Raw genomic sequence first — 18,808 nt, 5'->3', positions numbered from 1 at the left:
GAAAACCGGTTACCGCTTTTCCCTGACGAACTCTAAACGGGCAAGGCTTCCAGCTTCTTCCTCTCGGCCAGACGCCAGGCGCGCGGCGTCATGCCGGTCGCGCGCCGGAAGAAGCGGTTGAAATAGGCGGGATCGGCAAAACCGAGGCTGCTGGCGATGAACTGCACCGACGAGGCGGTGAAGATCAACTCCTGCTTAGCGATGTCGATCTGCCGCGCCGCGATCAGCCCCTGCAATGTCAGCCCCGTGCCGGCCTTGACGATGCGGTTGAGATGTGTCGGCGACAGGCCGATCTGGCGGGCATAGAAATCCGCCTGCGGCTGTTCGCGAATATGAGCGGATATCAATGCCATCAGTTTTTCCAGCCGCAAAGCGCTGATATCGTGGGCGAAAGGCGGGGTCGGGCGGGCGACACGCGCCAGCAGCGCGATGACGGTCGCGATTTGTCCTTCCAGCAGCACGGTGCGACAGGAATCGCTTACCGCTTGTTCGTCGCCGATGCGGGTCATGGCGGCGTCGATGGTGTCGAGATCGGCGCAATCGGCAAGCGGCAGCAGCATTGCGTGGCCGAAACTCTGGCGAATCAGCGCCTGCACCGAGCCGGACAGCGCCGCCGGCAGCACGGTGATGACCGTGCCGGTGACATCGCGGGAAAAGCGGAAACCATGCGCGAAGCCCGGCGGCACGAGAATGACCGCTGGCGTGGTGATCGGCTCCGGCCCGGCCTCGAAGGTCGCATCGCCGAAACCATTGCGAATGTACAAGATCTGCAGGAAACTCTCGTGCCGGTGCCGACCGATGTCGAAATGATGCAAGCTGGAACGGGAATAAAGCGTTTCACAATGCAACCAGAAATCAACGGTTGTACCATTATCTTCGCCGTAAAGCTGGTATGTCGGAACGTTTCGCATCTGCATGCCTTGAAAGATCGATGTTCGGATAGTGCAATTTTTGGCGCGAATAATCCATTGAGAAGCGACTACCCTCCCGCCAATCTTCGCGCAAGTTGTCAGCGTGGGAGGAAACGATGCGCACTCAGGTCGTCATTATCGGGGCGGGTCCGGCAGGGCTGCTGCTCGGCCAGCTTCTGGCGCGCGCCGGCATCGAAACCGTCATTCTCGAACGCGCCAGCAGCGAATACGTGCTCGGCCGCGTGCGCGCCGGTGTGCTGGAACAGGGAGCGGTGCGCCTGCTGGACGAGGCGGGCGCGGCATCGCGGCTGCATCGCGAAGGACTGCCGCATGACGGGTTTTCCCTCGCTTTCGACGGTCGCGACCACCGCATCGACCTGTTCGGACTCACCGGCAGTCGCGTCACCGTCTACGGTCAGACCGAGGTGACGCGCGACCTGATGGAGGCGCGAGACGCCATCGGCGCCGTCTCGATCTATGAAGCCGCAAACGTCCAGCCCCAGGATTTCGACGGGGAAAACCCGTTCGTCACTTATGAAAAGGACGGCGTCACCCATCGCATCGATTGCGACTTCATCGCCGGCTGCGATGGTTTCCATGGGGTCAGTCGCAAATCCGTGCCGCAGGATGCGATTCGCGAATTCGAGCGCGTCTATCCCTTCGGCTGGCTCGGCCTCCTGGCAGAGGTGCCGCCGGTCAGCCATGAGTTGATCTACGCCAACCATCCGCGGGGCTTTGCGCTCTGTTCGATGCGCTCGGCGACCCGCAGCCGCTATTATGTGCAATGTACGCTTGAAGACAGGGTCGAGGCGTGGAGCGACGACCGCTTCTGGGACGAGTTGCGGCGGCGCCTGCCGGTCGCCCATGCCGAAGCGCTGGTCACCGGGCCGTCCTTCGAAAAATCGATTGCACCGCTGCGCTCCTTCGTCGCCGAGCCGATGCGCTTCGGCCGGCTGTTTCTCGCCGGCGACGCCGCCCATATCGTGCCGCCGACCGGCGCGAAAGGGCTCAACCTTGCCGCCAGCGACGTGCATTACCTGAGCGACGCCCTGCGTGAATTCTATACCGAGAAATCGATGGCCGGGATCGATGCCTATTCGGCGCGGGCGCTGGCCCGCGTCTGGAAGGCGGTGCGCTTCTCCTGGTCGATGACGACGATGCTGCACCGCTTCCCCGACGGTGGTGCCTTCGGTCAGCGCATTCAGGAGGCGGAACTGGATTATCTCATCCATTCCCGCGCCGCCGCCACCGCACTTGCGGAAAACTATGTCGGTCTCCCCTATTGAGCGGCCTTGCGTCGCCTGACACACTCTACCCGAGGAGGAGCCGCACATGGATTTTCTGCGTATCGACGACAGGACGATTCACTATCGCACCCAAGGGCTTGGCACGGGTCGGCCGGTCATCGCGTTCATCAATTCGCTGGGAACGGATTTCCGTATCTGGGATATGCTGATCGCCGAACTCGGCGACGACTACGCCTATGTGCTGCATGACAAGCGCGGCCACGGCCTTTCGGATGTCGGCGCGCCGCCCTATGCCATGGAGGATCATGTCGACGACCTGATCGCGCTGCTCGATCACCTGAAGCTCGGCAAGGTAGTGATCTGGGGCCTCTCGGTCGGCGGGTTGATCTCGCTCGGCCTGCAGGCGCGGCGGCCGGATCTGGTGCGGGCGCTGGTGCTCAGCAATACCGCGCACAAGATCGGCACCGACGAGCTCTGGAACGCCCGCATCGACAAAATTGCTGCCGAAGGCATGGCGACCCTGGTGGGACCGGTGATGGAACGCTGGTTCACGCCCGCCTTCCGCCGTTCCGACAATGCGCTGTTTGCCGGCGCGTGCAACATGCTGGCCCGCCAACCGGCGGACGGCTATGCAGGCACCTGCGCCGCGATCCGCGATGCCGATTATACCGAGGCCGCCCGCCGCATCACGGTCCCGACGCTCTGCGTCGCCGGTGATGGCGATGGCTCGACGCCGCCCGATCTGGTGCGCGGCCTGGCCGATCTGGTGCCGGGCAGCCGTTTCGTCGTAGTGCCCGCCTGCGGCCATATCCCTTGCCTGGAACAGCCGGCCGTCTATGCCGCGACCGCGCGCGGCTTCCTCGAAACCCTGGAGACGTAAATCCGTGACCGACCGATTTTCGCAAGGGATGGCGACGCGCCGAGGCGTGCTGGGCGATGCGCATGTCGATCGCGCCACCGCGCAGGCAACCGCCTTCGACCAGCCCTTCCAGCAGATGATCACCGAAACCGCTTGGGGCACCGTCTGGTCCGGCGAGCAGTGGACGCGGCGCGAGCGCTCGATGGTGACCATCGCGCTGCTGGCAGCCCTCGGCCAGGACGAGGAACTGGCCATGCACATCCGCGCCACCGTCAATACCGGCGCCAGCCCCGAGGATATTCGCGAGGCGCTGATGCATGTCGCCATCTATGCCGGCGTGCCCGCCGCCAACCATGCCTTCAAGATCGCCAAGCAAACGCTGGCGGCCATGCAGGCGCCCGCCGATGCCGCCAAGGAGGAGAAAAAGTGAAGAACGAACGGCCCGAAACCTCTCCCTTTTTTGCCCGCGACCGCGACCAGCATCCCCCGGCCTACACGCCCTGGTACAAGACCAGCGTGCTGCGCTCGCCGCAACGGGCGCTGATCTCGCTGGAGGGGACGGCGAGCGAAATCACCGGCCCGGTCTTCGGCCATTCGCGGCTCAACGAATTCGACAACGACCTGATCCTCAATTACGCCCGGCCCGGCCTGATGCCGATCGGTCCGCGCATCCTCGTGCATGGCCGGGTGATGGACGAGCGCGGGTGCGGCGTCGATGGCGCGCTGGTCGAGATGTGGCAGGCCAATGCCGGTGGGCGCTATCGCCACAAGAAGGAAACCTATCTCGCGCCGCTCGATCCGAATTTCGGCGGCGTCGGCCGTACGATCACCGATGCGGAGGGATATTACTGGTTCAAGACGATCATGCCCGGCCCCTATCCCTGGCCGAACGGCGTCAACGACTGGCGCCCGGCGCATATCCATTTTTCGATCTTCGGCCATGGTTTCGCGCAGCGGTTGATCACGCAGATGTATTTCGAGGGCGATCCCCTGATCCCGCTGTGTCCCATCGTTCGCACGATCCCCGACCCCGCTGCGATCAGCCGGCTGATCGCGCCGCTGGACATGAACGCCACCATTCCCATGGACATGCGCGCCTACAAGTTCGATATCGTACTGCGTGGTCGGCGTTCGACGCTGTTCGAAAATCGCAAGGAGGGTAACTGATGGTACAGCCGCTCGGATATCTCAAGGAAAGCCCTTCGCAGACCGCCGGCCCTTATGTGCATATCGGCTGCACACCGAATTTCGCCGGCATCCACGGCATTTTCGAGCAGGATCTCGGTGCCGGGCCGCTTTATGACGAAAAGGCGCGAGGCGAGCGCATTGCCGTCAACGGAATGGTCATCGATGGCGGCGGCAACCCGCTGAAGGATGCGCTGGTGGAAATATGGCAAGCGGATGCGGACGGGCTGCACAACAGCCCGAGCGAGACGCGTGGAACCGCCGATCCGCATTTTCGCGGCTGGGGTCGCTCTCCGGGCGATATGGAGACCGGCGAGTTCCTGTTCGAAACCATCAAGCCCGGCCGCGTTCCCTTCCGCGATGGGCGGCTGATGGCGCCGCACATCACCTTCTGGATCGTGGCGCGCGGCATCAATCTCGGCCTGCATACGCGCATGTATTTCCCGGAAGAAGTCGAGGCCAATGCCGCTGATCCGGTGCTGCTGCGCATCGAGCACCGCAACCGCGTGCCGACGCTGGTTGCACGTAAGGAGGGCGAGGGCCTCTATCGTTTCGATATCCGCCTGCAGGGTGAGGGCGAAACCGTCTTCTTCGATATCTGAGGGTGCCCATGAGCCTGACGCCCTTTGAGCATCTTTTCCTCTCCGGTCTGTTCGGTGATGCCGAGATCGCCGCCCTGTTGTCCACCGAAGCCGAGATCGTCGCCATGCTGCGTTTCGAGGCGGAACTGGCGGCGGCGCAAGCGGCTGTCGGCATTGTTCCGGCCGAAACGGCAGGGGTGATAATCGCCGCCATCGCCGGCTTCACGCCCGATATGGCCGCGCTGCGGACGGCGACTGGCAAGGATGGCGTTGTCGTGCCGGAGCTTGTCCGGCAATTGCGCCACGCGGTCGGCGAACCGGCGGCGGCGAAGGTGCATTTCGGCGCGACCAGCCAGGATGTCATCGATACCGCGCTGATGTTGCGCCTGAAATCCATCGGCCGGATCCTCGGTGCCCGGCTGGAAAATTGTCTCTCGGCCTTTGCCGGTCTGGAGGCGGCGCATGGCGGCCGGTCGCTGACCGGTTTTACCCGGATGCAGGCGGCGATCCCGATCACCGTTACCGACCGGATCCGCGCATGGCGCGACCCGCTCGTCCGTGACTGCGCCCGCCTCTCGATGCAGGAATTCGCGGTGCAATTCGGAGGTGCGGCCGGCACGCTCGATGCGTTGGGAGACCGGGGCCCGACCGTCAGGGCCGAGCTTGCCCGCCGCCTCGATCTGGCCGACAGGCCGCAATGGCAAAGCCAGCGCGACGGCATCGCCGGCTTGGCCGGACTGCTGTCGCTGATATCAGGCAGTCTCGGCAAATTCGGTCAGGACATCGCCCTGATGGCCGAAATAGGCACCGAAATCCGTCTGTCCGGCGGCGGCGGCTCGTCGGCCATGGCCCACAAGCAGAACCCGGTCACGGCCGAATTGCTCGTCACGCTCGCCCGTTTCAATGCCGTGCAGCTTTCCGGCCTGCACCAGGCGCTGGTGCATGAGCAGGAACGTTCGGGCGCCGCCTGGATGCTGGAATGGATGCTGCTGCCACCGATGCTGATGGCGACCGGCCGGGCGCTCGGCGCTGCCGCCGAGCTGATCGGGCATATCGATGACATCGGAAAACCGTGACGGCGGCAAAATTGTCCGCGGGATATCGCCGGCGAGGGGGTGAAGGCGCGGCGCGGTTTCCGCTATGCTCGTTTTCGAAATCATAAGGGAGACCGGATTATGGCCGACGCGACGCCGCTTTTCATTCCTGACGATACCGACCCGGAAGCGATCTCTTCCGATGTGGCCGGCCTCGGCAATCTGCTGGTGACGACGCAGATTCCGCTGCGCGCGGACGGCTCTCTGGAGACAGGCGATATCACGGCGCAGGCCGAATGCACGCTGGAATGGCTGAAGACAGCGTTGGAAAAGGCCGGCAGCGGCCTCGACCATGTCCTGCACCTGACGATCTATCTCACCGACATGGCCGACCGGCCGGGCTTCAACGCAGTCTATACCCGCTACTTCAAGCCGCCTTATCCGGTGCGTTGCGCCGTCGGCGTCAGCGCGCTGGCAGACGCGAGCATGCGGGTCGAGGTGACGGCGATGGCGGCCCGCAAGGCGGTATCATAACCCCGATCAGGCGCGGCGGGCGGCCGCTCGCGCCTGCTGCACCGCATAGTGCTTTTCCTTTTCCGCATACATAGTGAGATCGGCACGGCGGACCACGGCTTCCATTGTCTCGCCGGGCTCGCTGGTCGCGGCGCCAAGTGCGATGCTGAGCGGCAGGTTGGAATAATACTGGTTGTTCATCGCCATCAGCCGATGGATATTCTCGATCATAGCCTCGACATCGGCGCGGCCGCTGCCCGGCATCAGGATGGCGAATTCGTCGCCGCCGATGCGGGCGGCGCAATTGGGCTGCGCCACGGCTTCGCCCAACACCTCGCCGAGGCGGCGCAGCAGGCTGTCGCCGGCATCGTGGCCAAGTTGATCGTTGGCATCCTTGAGGCCGTTGAGATCGGCGACGATGATTGAGACCGGCCGCAGCGACTTGCGCTCCAGTCGGTTCAGTTCATCGGTATAGAAGGCGCGGTTGTGCAGTTTGGTCAGCACATCGTGCTTGCCGAGATATTCGAGATAGGCCTCCGCCTTCTTGCGCGCGGTGATGTCGGTCAGCGCCACCTGCACCAGTGACCAGTCCGCCTCGTATCCGGGGAAGACGGAGAACTGCAAAAGCACATGCCGCTCGGACCCGTCGAGCGCATAATTCACCACCTCGCGGTGCTGCAGCAGCTTGCCGTGCCAGAGTTCGATGAGTTGCTCGCGAAAATGCGCTTCCATGTCGTCGCGAAGGATGTCGGAGAGGCGTTGCAGCAGCGTGTGGCGATCGGGCGCGCGAAACAGGTCGAGCGTTGCCTGGTTGACGTCGATGACCCGGATTTCGCTCATGCACTGGCGCACGAATTCGGGGTGGACGTCGGTAAAAACGCGCAGATCCTCGATGCCGCGATTGCGGATGTCCTCAAGCAATATCTTGACGCGGCTGAAATCCTCCACCCAGAGCGAAACGGGCGAATGCTCGAAAATGCCTTCGGCATAGCGGCGCTGCTGCTGCTCGCGGCGGCGGGCCTCTTCCCGTTCGGTCACATCCTCGGTGGTCAGCAGCACGCGGCCGAGGCTCTCCTCATATCCCGGCAATACCGTACCGCGGAGCTGGATATCGAGGCGCCGGCCGCTGAGCGTGTAGTTGACAGTGTTGCTGGCGAATTCGCGTTTGCCGTTGAAGAGCTGCGTCAACTCGTTGATATGGCTGGCAAGCATGTCGTCGCGGAAGACACGGTCAAGATTGGCGACCAGATGATCCCGGTCATCGGCCTCGAACAGGTCGAGTGTCTTGCGGTTGACGCCAAGCAGGCGGATGGCCTGCGAGCAGGTGGCGACGCGCGACACATCCGCATGCAGATAAGCGGCGATATCCTCCACGCCCTCCGCGCACCAATTGTCGAAAATCGCCTTAACACCGCTGAAATCCTCGATCCACATGGCAATGGGGGCCAGGTCGAACAATTGGATGTCGTGATCGTCGGGGGCCATGGCGGCGTCTCGTATCAGATGCAGGTTCAGGCAGCGTAGGCGGAAAAGGTGTTCATTTTCTAAATTTTAACAGAATCTTCAAGCTCGCGTTTGCTCTTGTTTTAGAAGTCTGGACTTTACGTCATCCAGCTTGGTCGGCGTTTTTCGGCAAATGCCGCCCGGCCCTCGCGCGCATCCTCGCTTTTGCCGAGTTCGGCGATTTGGCGTTCGGCGAAGGCGAGGCGGTCCTGCGGCGCCAGGGCCCCCATCGCCTGCAGCGCCGCCTTGCCGACCCGCATCGCCGCCGGCGAATTGCGTTTGAGGATGGTCAAAATCTCCTCTGTGGCTGTATCGAGGCCGGCGGCCGGCGCGACGCGGTCGATCAGTGCGCAGTCGGCGGCTTCGGCGGCGCTCAGGGTCTCGCCGAGATAGGCCATGGCCTGCAGCCGCCGCCGCGGGATCCGCTCCAACAACAAGGCCGCCACCATCATCGGAAACAGGCCGACGCGCAGCTCCGGCAGGCCGAACTTGGCGTGGTCAGCGGCGATGGCCAGGTCGCATGCCGCGACGAGGCCCACGCCGCCGGCCAATGCCGCGCCGTTGACGCGCGCGACGACCGGCTTGCTGCAGGACTCGATGGCGCGCAGCACATTGGCGATCGGATTGGCGCCGTTTTCGGACTGGAACATGCCACCGGCGCTTTCCTTGAGATCGGCACCGGCGCAGAAGCTGCGCTCGCCTGCGCCGGTCAACACCACGGCGCGCAACGCTTCATCCTGCGAAGCCTTTTGAAGCGCTACGGTCAGAGCATGGGTCAGCGCGGCGTTCAGCGCATTGTGAACCTCGGGGCGGTTGAGGGTCAGCCACAACACGCTGTCGCGCCGCTCCTGGAGAAGCAGATCGGTCATGGCGCGGCCTCCTTGATTTTTTTGGCGAGCAGCGCCCGGCCGGCGCGGCTGGCATTTGTGCGACCTAGCGTGGCGCTGATCCAGTCTCCGATTTCGGCGACCGCATGGAGATCGGCACCGGTGCGGATACCGAGCCCGTGCAGCAGATACATCACGTCCTCCGTCGCGACATTGCCGCTGGCGCCGGGCGCGTAGGGGCAGCCGCCGAGGCCGGCGACGGAACTGTCGAAAACGGCGATCCCCTCCTGCAGGCTGGCGAAGACATTGGCGACGCCCTGCCCATAGGTATCGTGGAAATGCATGGCGATTTGTTCGCGCGGGAGATTGGCGGCCACGGTTTCGATGACGGTGCGGATGTGCCGGGGTGTGCCGACGCCGATGGTGTCGCCGAGCGAGATTTCATAGGCCCCGAGGCCGATCAACTCGCGCGCCATTGCCGCCACCTCGACCGGCGCGACATCGCCCTCATAGGGGCAACCGGCGATGCAGGAGACATAGCCGCGCAGCCTGAGGCCATGGGCGCGGGCCTGTTCGGCGACCGGGCCAAGCCGGGCGATGCTCTCGGCGCGCGAACAGGCGATGTTTTTCAGGCTGAAACTTTCGGAGGCCGAGACGAAGACGGCGATTTCCGTGACCTTTGCCGCAAGTGCGGCTTCCAGCCCTTTCAGGTTGGGCACCAGCGCCGGATAGGCGGTGCCCGGCCGCCGGGTGAGGCCGGCATAGACGGCGGCGGATGCCGCCATCTGCGGCACCCATTTCGGCGAGACGAAAGCGCCGGCCTCCACCGCCGGCAGGCCGGCGGCGGCGAGGCGCTCGATCAGTTCGATCCTGGTGGCGACGGAGACGGCGGCGCTTTCGTTCTGCAAGCCGTCGCGCGGACCGACTTCGACCAGACGAACCTCCTGCGGCATGTCCATCTCAGCCACCCTCCGCCTCGTATTCGACCAGCACCGTCCCGGCCTCGACCATCGCCCCTTCGCCGGCATGCAGCGCGCCGATGGTGCCGGCGGAGGGGGCGCGGATGGTATGCTCCATCTTCATCGCCTCCATGACGACCAGCGCCTGGCCCTGCTCGACCGCCGTGCCGACAGAGACCAGCACGGCGCGGATGAAGCCGGGCATCGGCGCGGTCAGCCCGCCGGAGGTGGCGACGCCGCTGCCGGCTTCGAGATCGTCGGGCAGACTGACAAGCAGACGCTCGCCGTCAACGAACAGGCTGAATTCATGGGGTTCGGCAAAGAAATGGGCCGTTCGTTTTGCGCCACCGATGCGGGCGGAAAGCAGACCATCTTCGCTGAGCCGGCCTTCGGCCCGGATCGGCTGCCCCTCCGTCTCGATATCGATACCATTGGCATCATGTCGGAGGGCAAGTGCGAAACTGCTGTCCGAGATTGTCAGGCGCAGGGTCTCGCGGCCCGGGGCGTTGAGACGAAAACTATCGGTGCTGGCCCAGGGGCTGTGCGGATCGGCGGTCAGTGCCGCCTGCCGCCTCGCCTCCGCCTTGCGCCACGCGACGACCCCGAGTGCGGCGAGGCCGATGCCCGCCGCATCCGGCGCGGGCGTCATCAACAGCGCCGCCTCGTTGCGGGGGATGAAGCCCGTATCGAGGTTTGCATGGAGGAAATCCGGCAAGCGGGCGAGCCGCGCCAGAAAGCCGGTATTGGCGCTGACGCCGGCAATCGCCACTTGCCCCAGCGCCTGTCCGAGCCGCCGCACCGCCGTTTCGCGATCCGGGCCGTGGACGATCAGCTTGGCGATCATCGGGTCGTAATGCGGGGTGATGGTATCGCCGGCGCGGATGCCGCTGTCGATGCGCAGCTCCGCCGTTTCCGCCGGCAGCACGAGATGGCGGATGCGCCCGGTGGAGGGCAGGAAATCATGGGCGGGATCCTCGGCATAAAGGCGGGCCTCGATGGCATGGCCATTGATGGCGAGCCTGTCCCATGCCTGCGGCAGGGCCTCGCCGGCCGCGACGCGCAACTGCCATTCGACGAGATCGAGGCCAGTGATGAATTCGGTGACCGGATGCTCGACCTGCAGGCGGGTGTTCATTTCCATGAAGTAGAATTCGCCGCCGGCATCGAGCAGGAATTCGATCGTGCCGGCGCCGGAATAACCGATGCTTTTTGCCGCCGCGACGGCCGCCTCCTGCATGCGCCGCCGCAATTCCGCGGAAAGGCCGGGGGCCGGGGCCTCCTCGATCACCTTCTGGTGGCGGCGCTGGATCGAGCAATCGCGCTCGAACAGCGCGACGCAACGGCCGTGATTGTCGGCGAACACCTGCACCTCGATATGGCGCGGGCGGATGAGGTATTTTTCGATCAGCATCCGCGCGTCGCCGAAGGCGGCCAGCGCCTCGCGCTTCGCGCCGGCCAGTTCCGCCGCGAAATCCTCCGGGCGCTCGATGATGCGCATGCCCTTGCCGCCGCCGCCGGCGGAAGCCTTGAGCAGCACGGGATAGCCGATACCTTCTGCCTGCTCAGCCAGATAGCCTTCAGATTGCTCGGCACCGTGATAGCCGGGAACGACGGGCACGCTCGCCGCCGTCATCGACGCCTTGGCCTCGCTCTTGCCGCCCATGGCGCGGATGGCCGCTGCCGGCGGGCCGACGAAGATAAGCCCGGCCGCCGCGCAGGCCTCGGCGAAGCCGGCATTTTCCGAGAGAAAACCATAGCCGGGATGGATGGCTTCAGCGCCGCAGCGCCGCGCCGTCTCGATGATCTTGTCGCCGTCCAGATAGGATTGCCGCGCCGGTGCGGGGCCGATGGCATAGGCCTCGTCGGCCATGGCGACATGGGCCGCGTCGCGATCCGCCTGCGAATAGACCGCGACCGTCGATATCCCCATCCGCCTTGCGGTGCGGATGATCCGGCAGGCGATTTCGCCGCGATTGGCGACCAGCAGTTTGGCAAACATCGCCGCCTCCTCACATCCTGAAAATGCCGAAACGGGTCTGCTCGACCGGCGCGTTCAGCGCCGCCGAAAGCCCGAGCCCCAGCACGCGCCGCGTCTCGGCCGGATCGATGATGCCGTCGTCCCAGAGCCTTGCGCTGGCATAATAGGGGTGCCCCTGGGTTTCGTATTGGGCGCGGATCGGCGTCTTGAACGCCTCTTCCGCCGCCGCCGGCCAGCTCTTGCCCTGCGCCTCCAGCCCGTCGCGCTTCACCTGCGCCAGCACCGAGGCCGCCTGCTCGCCGCCCATCACCGAAATGCGCGCATTTGGCCACATCCACAGGAAGCGCGGTGAATAAGCCCGGCCGCACATGCCGTAATTGCCGGCACCGAAGGAGCCGCCGATGATGACGGTGAATTTCGGCACCCGGGCGCAGGCGACCGCGGTGACCAGCTTGGCGCCGTCCTTGGCGATGCCGCCGGCCTCATAGGCGCGGCCGACCATGAAGCCGGTGATGTTCTGCAGGAAGATCAGGGGAATGCCGCGCTGGCAGCACAGCTCGATGAAATGCGCCCCCTTCAGCGCCGATTCCGAAAACAGGATGCCGTTATTGGCGACGATGCCGACGGGATAACCATAAAGATGCGCGAAGCCGCAGACCAGCGTCGTACCGTAGAGCGCCTTGAACTCGTCGAATTCCGAGCCGTCGACCAGCCGGGCGATCACCTCGCGCACCTCGAAGGGTTTTCGCGTGTCGGTGGGGATGATGCCGTAAAGGTCTTCCGCAGGATAGAGCGGTTCGGCCGGCTCGCGGATATCGAGATCGACCTGCTTGCGGCGGTTGAGCGTGGCGACGATGCGCCGGGTCAGCGCCAAGGCATGGCGGTCGTCGAGGGCATAATGGTCGGTGACACCGGACTGGCGCGAATGCACGTCGGCGCCGCCGAGCTCTTCCGCCGTCACCACCTCGCCGGTCGCGGCCTTCACCAGCGGCGGGCCGCCGAGGAAGATGGTGCCCTGGTTGCGCACGATCACCGACTGGTCGCTCATCGCAGGCACATAGGCGCCGCCGGCGGTGCAGCTTCCCATCACCACGGCGATCTGGGCGATGCCATCGGCCGAAAGCGTCGCCTGATTGTAGAAGATGCGGCCGAAATGATCGCGGTCGGGAAAGACCTCGTCCTGGTTCGGCAGGTTGGCGCCGCCGGAATCGACCAGATAGAGGCAGGGCAGGCGGTTTTCGCGGGCGATCTCCTGGGCGCGCAGATGCTTCTTCACCGTCAGCGGATAATAGGTGCCGCCCTTGACGGTCGCGTCATTGGCGATGACGACGCATTCGCGTCCCGCCACGCGGCCGATGCCGGTGAGAATGCCGGCGGCCGGCACCGGCTCGTCATAGACGCCATGGGCGGCGAATTGCGACAGTTCCAGAAACGGCGTGCCGGGATCGAGCAGTGCCTCGATGCGCTCGCGCGGCAAAAGCTTGCCGCGTGCGATGTGGCGCTCGCGCGCCTTCTCGCCGCCGCCTTTGGAAATCTCCGCGACCGTGGCCCGCAAATCCTCGACGAGGGCGCGTAAAACGGCGGCATTGGCTTCATAGGCGGCATCATGCACCAGCGTGGAAGTCAGTCTCATCGGCCAGCCCCCATATGGCCCTTCAGCAATTCGCGGCCGATCAGCATCCGGCGGATTTCGCTGGTGCCGGCGCCGATCTCGTAGAGTTTGGCATCGCGCAGCAGGCGGCCGGTCGGGCTTTCGTTGACATAGCCGCTGCCGCCGAGAAGCTGGATGGCGTCGAGCGCAACGAGCGTCGCCCGCTCGGCGGTGAACAGGATGACGCCGGCCGCATCCTGCCGTGTGATCCGCCCGGCATCGCAGGCCCGGGCCACGGCATAGACATAAGCGCGCGAGGCGTTCATCGAAGCATACATGTCGGCGATCTTGGCCTGGACCAGCTGGAATTCGCCGATGGGGCGGCCGAACTGGCGCCGCTCTCCGGCATAGGGCAGCACCAGGTCGAGCGCCGCCTGCATAATGCCGACCGGGCCTGCGGCGAGCACCGCCCGCTCGAAATCCAGCCCGCTCATCAGCACGCCGACGCCGTCGTTCAACTCGCCGAGGATATTGACCTCCGGCACCGCGCAATCCTCGAAGACCAGCTCCGAGGTCGGCGAGCCGCGCATGCCGAGCTTGTCGAGCTTTTGCGCCGGGCGAAAACCCTTGAAGCTTTTTTCGATCAGGAAGGCGGTGATGCCGCGCGGGCCGGCGGAAGGGTCGGTCTTGGCATAGACGACCAGCACATCCGCCTCATGGCCGTTGGTGATCCACATCTTGGCGCCGTTCAGCACATAATGGTCGCCGCGCCGGTCGGCGCGCAGCCGCATCGACACGACATCCGAGCCGGCCTCCGTCTCGCTCATCGCCAGTGCGCCGACATGTTCGCCGGTAATGAGCTTCGGCAGATAGCGGTTTTTCTGTTCCGGCGTGCCCCAGCGATGGATCTGGTTGATGCACAGGTTGGAATGCGCCCCATAGGACAGGCCGACCGAGGCCGAGGCGCGACTGACCTCCTCCATGGCGACGCAATGGGCGAGATAGCCCATGTTCGCACCGCCGTAATCCTCCGAAACGGTGATGCCGTGCAGGCCGAGCGCGCCCATCTCCGGCCAGAGGGAACGCGGAAAACGGTCTTCGCGATCGGTTTCCATGGCGATGGGGTCGATGCGGTCGGCGGCGAATTTGCGCACGCTCTGGCGCAGGGCGCTGATCTCGTCGCCGAGATCGGCATCGAACAGGGCAGCGAGGTCGAGGTTCATCACGTCACTCCTCCTCCGGGCAGCAGGGCTGCAAACTTTTGGGGATCGCCAAAGCCTCCTCGCTTCCGATCCGCCTTCATTATCGCATGTCGTGATCGCAAAACCGCTTCCTATTTTAGCGCGGCCTGCTTTCAGCTCTCCGTGCCGGCGGGAAAGGAGGCCGAGCGGCGCACGAATGTCTTGATGGCGAAATTCGACTGGATGCGGGCGACGCCGGGAACGGTCGTCAGGAAATCCAGAAGCTCCTGGTAATGCGGCAGGTCGCGGACCATGGCATGGATCAGGTAATCCTGCGTGCCGCTCGTCTGGTAGCCGCCGACGACTTCGGGAATGGAGGCGACGCAGTGCTCGAAATGCGTCAGCACATCCTTGATCTGCCGTTCCAGCGTTACCGAAATGAAAACGCCCATCGTGCCGAGCAGCCGGTTCTCGTCGAAGACGGCGGAATAGCCGCGGATGATGCCCTCGTCCTCCAGCTTGCGCACCCGCCGCAAGGTCGGGGTGAAGGACAGGCCGATTCGCGACGACAGGTCGCGCCAGCTCACCCGCCCATCCTCGCCGAGCACATGCAAAATCTTCTGGTCGTAGCTATCCAGCTCAATCATGGATCATTTGATCTACAATAGTCGATATCCGTGGATCAAAGATATCTCTTGTGCGTTAGCTGTCAAATCAAAATGCTTTTGAACTGCGTTTTGCTTGGTGGTATCGTTCCCGAAACGCATGGTGTGGCGGATCGTTCGATCCACACGCGATGCGCGCTTTGCGCCCCCGGCCGGGAGGGTCGGGATGCGAAGGCCGGTTTCTCTTTCCAAGGAGGTGGAAAGTGGCTGTGCATGATCCTGTCGTCATCGTCGGTTTCGCCCGCACGCCGATGGGCGGTTTTCAGGGCGATCTCAAATCCGAGACCGCGCCCGCTCTGGGCTCCGTCGCCGCGCGCGGTGCGATGCAGCGCGCCGGGGTAGCGCCCGCCGATATCGATGAAGTGCTGCTCGGCTGCGTGCTGCCGGCGGGGCAGGGGCAGGCGCCGGCGCGGCAGGCCGCGCTTGGGGCCGGTATTCCCCAGTCCATCGGCGCTGTTACCGTCAACAAGATGTGCGGTTCCGGCATGAAGGCCGTCATGCTTGCCCATGACGCCATCCTGGCCGGCAGCATCGGCGTGGCGCTGGCCGGCGGCATGGAAAGCATGACCAACGCGCCCTATCTGCTCGACCGCGCCCGTGGCGGCTATCGCCTCGGTCATGGCCGCGTCCTCGACCACATGTTCCTCGACGGTCTCGAAGACGCCTATGACAAGGGCCGGCTGATGGGCACCTTCGCCGAGGATTGCGCCGAGGCCTATCAATTCACCCGCGAAATGCAGGATGCCTATGCCATCGCCTCGCTGACGCGGGCGCAGGAGGCGATCACGAAGGGGCGGTTTGCGCAGGAGGTCGTCGCCGTGCCGGTGGCCGGCGGTTCTGTCGAGATCGACGAGCAGCCGGGCAAGGCGCGGATGGAGAAAATCCCCACCCTGAAGCCGGCCTTCCGCGATGGCGGCACGGTGACGGCGGCCAATTCCAGCTCGATTTCGGACGGCGCGGCGGCGCTGGTGCTGATGCGCCGCTCCGAGGCCGCGCGCCGGGGCTTGGCCGTCCGCGCGACGATTGCGGGCCATGCCAGCCATGCGCAGGCGCCGGCCCTGTTCACCACCGCCCCGGTCGCGGCGCTGGAAAAGCTGTCCGGCAAGACCGGCTGGCCGCTGGGCTTCGTCGACCTGTTCGAAATCAACGAGGCCTTCGCCGTGGTGCCGATGGCGGCGATGCACGATCTCGACCTGCCCCGTGACAAGGTGAATATCCACGGCGGCGCCTGCGCGCTCGGCCATCCCATCGGCGCGTCCGGGGCGCGCATCCTGGTGACGCTGCTTTCGGCGCTGGAGCAATACGACCTGCGGCGCGGCATGGCCGCCATCTGCATCGGCGGCGGCGAGGCGACGGCAATCGCGTTGGAAAGGGAGAGGTCATGATCCTCACCGAAGCCCAGCGGCAGATCCGCGACATGGCCCGCGATTTCGCCCGCGAGCGGCTGGCGCCGGGGGCTGCGGAACGGGATCGTCAAAGCCATTTCCCGCGTGAAGAATTGCGGGAGATGGGTCAACTCGGTTTTCTCGGCATGCTGGTGCCGGAAGCCTATGGCGGGGCCGAGACCGGCGCCATTGCCTATGCGCTGGCGCTGGAGGAGATCGCCGCAGGCGACGGCCCCTGCTCGACGATCATGAGCGTCCACAATTCCGTCGGCTGCCTGCCGATCCTGAATTTCGGCACCGAGGAGCAGAAGCAGCGTTTCCTGCCGAAACTTAGCTGCGGCGAGTGGATCGGCGGTTTTGCGCTCACCGAGCCGCAGGCCGGCTCCGACGCCTCCAACCTGAAGACGCGGGCGCGGCGCGAGGGTGACGAGTATGTCATCGACGGCGCCAAGCAGTTCATCACCTCGGGCAAGAACGGCCATGTCATCATCGTCTTTGCGCTGACCGATCCGGCGGCCGGCAAGAAGGGCATCACCGCCTTCATCGTGCCGACCGAGACGCCCGGCTATGAGGTGGTGCGCGTTGAGGAAAAGCTCGGGCTACATGCCTCCGATACCTGCCAGATCGCCTTTACCAATATGCGCATTCCCGCCGAGCTGCGCCTCGGCGCGGAGGGCGAGGGGTATAAAATCGCGCTGGCGCATCTCGAAGGCGGGCGCATCGGCATCGCGGCGCAGGCGGTCGGCATGGCGCGGGCGGCCTTCGAGGCGGCGCGGGATTATGCCCGCGAGCGCATCGCCTTCGGCAAGCCGATTGCCGAGCATCAGGCCGTCGCCTTTCGCCTCGCCGACATGGCGACGCGTATCGAGGCGGCGCGCCAGCTTGTGCTGCATGCGGCGGCATTGAAGGAAGTGGGTGAGCCCTGCCTTTCGGAAGCCTCGATGGCCAAACTCTTCGCCTCGGAGATCGCCGAGCGCGTCTGCTCCGACGCGATCCAGATTCATGGCGGCTATGGCTACATGGCCGATTACCCGGTCGAGCGCATCTATCGGGATGTGCGCATCTGCCAGATTTACGAAGGGACCAGCGATATCCAGCGCATGGTGATCGCCCGCGCGCTCTAGCCGCGCGGGATTAGAAGGAGGTGAGAAGGCATGACCGAAACCACCCGATTGAGCCTGCATGTCCCGGAGCCCGCCGTACGGCCGGGCGGACAGCCGGATTTCTCCAATGTGAAAATTCCCAAGGCCGGCAGCGTGCCGCGCCCGGAGGTCGATGCCGCCCCCGATACGATCCGCGACCTCGCCTATTCGATCATCCGCGTGCTCAATCGCGAAGGCGAGGCGGTCGGCCCCTGGGCCGGGTCGCTGACCGACGCGCAATTGCTGACCGGCCTGCGCAACATGATGCGGCTGCGCGCCTTCGATGCCCGCATGCTGATGGCGCAGCGCCAAGGCAAGACCTCCTTCTACATGCAGCATCTGGGCGAAGAGGCGGTGAGCTGCGGTTTCCGCAAGGCGCTGGAAAAGGGCGACATGAATTTCCCGACCTATCGCCAGGCGGGGCTGTTGATCGCCGATGACTATCCACTGGTCACGATGATGAACCAGATCTTTTCCAACGAACTCGATCCACTGCATGGCCGGCAGATGCCGGTGCTGCATTCCTCGAAGGAACACGGCTTCTTCACCGTCTCCGGCAATCTCGCCACGCAATATGTGCAGGCGGTCGGTTGGGCCATGGCCTCGGCGATCAAGGGCGATACCCGCATCGCGGCCGCCTGGATCGGCGACGGTTCGACGGCGGAATCGGATTTTCACTCGGCGCTGGTCTTCGCCTCCACCTATAAGGCCCCCGTCATCCTCAACATCGTCAACAATCAATGGGCGATCTCGACATTCCAGGGCATCGCGCGCGGCGGTTCGGGAACGTTTGCGGCGCGCGGCCTCGGTTTCGGAATTCCGGCGCTGCGCGTCGATGGCAATGATTATCTTGCCGTCCATGCGGTGGCGGGCTGGGCGGCGGAGCGCGCGCGGCGCAATCTCGGGCCGACGCTGATCGAATATGTCACCTACCGCGTCGGCGCCCATTCCAGCTCCGACGATCCCGGCGCCTATCGCCCGAAGACCGAATCCGAGGCATGGCCGCTCGGTGATCCCGTGCTGCGACTGAAGAAGCATCTGATTGTTCGCGGCGTCTGGTCAGAGGAGCGGCATGCCCAGGCCGAGGCCGAAATCATGGACGAGGTGATCGAGGCGCAGCGCGAGGCCGAAAGCCACGGCACGCTGCATGCCGGCGGCAAACCCTCCGTCCGCGATATTTTCGAAGGCGTCTATGCGGAAATGCCGCCGCATATCCGCCGCCAGCGCCAGAAGGCAGGATATTGACC

At 64.8% G+C, this 18,808-nt stretch carries 18 protein-coding genes; 10 read left to right on the top strand and 8 right to left on the bottom strand.

Translation table 11 applies throughout. The features are described 5' to 3' along the window. Positions 1–32 precede the first annotated feature (32 nt). Positions 33–911 carry a helix-turn-helix domain-containing protein gene (locus P7F60_RS15750; RefSeq protein ID WP_277918683.1) on the bottom strand — a complete coding sequence of 293 codons (879 nt, stop codon included), beginning with the start codon at positions 909–911 and terminating at the stop codon, positions 33–35. A 116-nt stretch (positions 912–1,027) separates the two neighbouring features. Here P7F60_RS15750 and pobA point away from each other — a divergent pair, with 116 nt between their 5' ends. From pobA to P7F60_RS15710, 7 genes are all read left to right on the top strand, one after another. Beyond that, entirely contained in the window at positions 1,028–2,197 is a 1,170-nt protein-coding gene (gene pobA / locus P7F60_RS15745; protein ID WP_277918682.1) for a 4-hydroxybenzoate 3-monooxygenase, read from the top strand. A 46-nt stretch (positions 2,198–2,243) separates the two neighbouring features. Then, positions 2,244–3,038 (top strand): 3-oxoadipate enol-lactonase, encoded by a 795-nt coding sequence (gene pcaD, locus P7F60_RS15740; RefSeq protein ID WP_277918681.1) that lies wholly within the window; start codon positions 2,244–2,246, stop codon positions 3,036–3,038. Beyond that, positions 2,995–3,447, top strand: a complete 453-nt coding sequence (pcaC, locus tag P7F60_RS15735) for a 4-carboxymuconolactone decarboxylase (RefSeq protein ID WP_277918680.1) — start codon at positions 2,995–2,997, stop codon at positions 3,445–3,447. Before pcaD ends, pcaC begins: the two co-directional genes overlap by 44 nt. Next, positions 3,444–4,184, top strand: coding sequence for a protocatechuate 3,4-dioxygenase subunit beta (gene pcaH / locus P7F60_RS15725; RefSeq protein ID WP_347276871.1), 741 nt, complete (start codon positions 3,444–3,446; stop codon positions 4,182–4,184). The genes pcaC and pcaH overlap by 4 nt, the downstream gene beginning before the upstream one ends. After that, complete coding sequence (gene pcaG / locus P7F60_RS15720) at positions 4,184–4,804, top strand: protocatechuate 3,4-dioxygenase subunit alpha (RefSeq protein ID WP_277918679.1); 621 nt, start codon at positions 4,184–4,186, stop codon at positions 4,802–4,804. Before pcaH ends, pcaG begins: the two co-directional genes overlap by 1 nt. An 8-nt stretch (positions 4,805–4,812) precedes the next feature. Next, the gene (locus P7F60_RS15715; protein ID WP_277918678.1) at positions 4,813–5,859 is read left to right on the top strand and encodes a 3-carboxy-cis,cis-muconate cycloisomerase; all 1,047 of its coding nucleotides are present in this window, start codon (positions 4,813–4,815) and stop codon (positions 5,857–5,859) included. Between the two features lie 99 nt (positions 5,860–5,958). Continuing rightward, positions 5,959–6,351, top strand: a complete 393-nt coding sequence (locus P7F60_RS15710; RefSeq protein ID WP_277918677.1) for a RidA family protein — start codon at positions 5,959–5,961, stop codon at positions 6,349–6,351. 6 nt (positions 6,352–6,357) lie between these two features. On the opposite strand, the gene P7F60_RS15705 is transcribed toward P7F60_RS15710, so the two are convergent. From P7F60_RS15705 to P7F60_RS15675, 7 genes are all read right to left on the bottom strand, one after another. Continuing rightward, the gene (locus tag P7F60_RS15705) at positions 6,358–7,815 is read right to left on the bottom strand and encodes a sensor domain-containing diguanylate cyclase (protein ID WP_277918676.1); all 1,458 of its coding nucleotides are present in this window, start codon (positions 7,813–7,815) and stop codon (positions 6,358–6,360) included. A gap of 116 nt (positions 7,816–7,931) precedes the next feature. Next, complete coding sequence (locus P7F60_RS15700) at positions 7,932–8,702, bottom strand: enoyl-CoA hydratase-related protein (protein WP_277918675.1); 771 nt, start codon at positions 8,700–8,702, stop codon at positions 7,932–7,934. Further along, positions 8,699–9,619 (bottom strand): hydroxymethylglutaryl-CoA lyase, encoded by a 921-nt coding sequence (locus P7F60_RS15695; protein ID WP_277918856.1) that lies wholly within the window; start codon positions 9,617–9,619, stop codon positions 8,699–8,701. Before P7F60_RS15695 ends, P7F60_RS15700 begins: the two co-directional genes overlap by 4 nt. A gap of 1 nt (position 9,620) precedes the next feature. Beyond that, positions 9,621–11,618: an acetyl/propionyl/methylcrotonyl-CoA carboxylase subunit alpha gene (locus P7F60_RS15690; RefSeq protein WP_277918674.1), complete on the bottom strand. Its 1,998-nt coding sequence runs from the start codon at positions 11,616–11,618 to the stop codon at positions 9,621–9,623. A 10-nt stretch (positions 11,619–11,628) separates the two neighbouring features. After that, entirely contained in the window at positions 11,629–13,230 is a 1,602-nt protein-coding gene (locus P7F60_RS15685; protein ID WP_277918673.1) for a carboxyl transferase domain-containing protein, read from the bottom strand. Continuing rightward, a complete protein-coding gene (locus P7F60_RS15680; RefSeq protein ID WP_277918672.1) occupies positions 13,227–14,411 on the bottom strand; it encodes an isovaleryl-CoA dehydrogenase in 1,185 nt (394 codons plus the stop codon). The genes P7F60_RS15685 and P7F60_RS15680 overlap by 4 nt, the downstream gene beginning before the upstream one ends. 131 nt (positions 14,412–14,542) lie before the next feature. Beyond that, complete coding sequence (locus tag P7F60_RS15675) at positions 14,543–15,016, bottom strand: Lrp/AsnC family transcriptional regulator (protein WP_277918671.1); 474 nt, start codon at positions 15,014–15,016, stop codon at positions 14,543–14,545. A 221-nt stretch (positions 15,017–15,237) separates the two neighbouring features. Here P7F60_RS15675 and P7F60_RS15670 point away from each other — a divergent pair, with 221 nt between their 5' ends. The 3 genes from P7F60_RS15670 to P7F60_RS15660 are packed head-to-tail and all read left to right on the top strand — an operon-like array spanning position 15,238 to position 18,806. Further along, on the top strand, positions 15,238–16,419 hold the full coding sequence (locus P7F60_RS15670) for an acetyl-CoA C-acyltransferase (protein ID WP_277918670.1): 1,182 nt from the start codon (positions 15,238–15,240) through the stop codon (positions 16,417–16,419). After that, positions 16,416–17,543: an acyl-CoA dehydrogenase family protein gene (locus P7F60_RS15665; RefSeq protein WP_277918669.1), complete on the top strand. Its 1,128-nt coding sequence runs from the start codon at positions 16,416–16,418 to the stop codon at positions 17,541–17,543. Before P7F60_RS15670 ends, P7F60_RS15665 begins: the two co-directional genes overlap by 4 nt. A gap of 30 nt (positions 17,544–17,573) precedes the next feature. Continuing rightward, the gene (locus P7F60_RS15660) at positions 17,574–18,806 is read left to right on the top strand and encodes a 3-methyl-2-oxobutanoate dehydrogenase (2-methylpropanoyl-transferring) subunit alpha (protein ID WP_277918668.1); all 1,233 of its coding nucleotides are present in this window, start codon (positions 17,574–17,576) and stop codon (positions 18,804–18,806) included. The last annotated feature ends 2 nt before the right edge of the window (positions 18,807–18,808 follow it).

It is taken from the genome of Rhizobium sp. YJ-22, from assembly GCF_029601685.1.
Taxonomy (GTDB): domain Bacteria; phylum Pseudomonadota; class Alphaproteobacteria; order Rhizobiales; family Rhizobiaceae; genus Metarhizobium.
The sequence above is the reverse complement of the archived record's forward strand: the minus strand, read 5'-3'. Positions and strand labels throughout refer to the sequence as shown.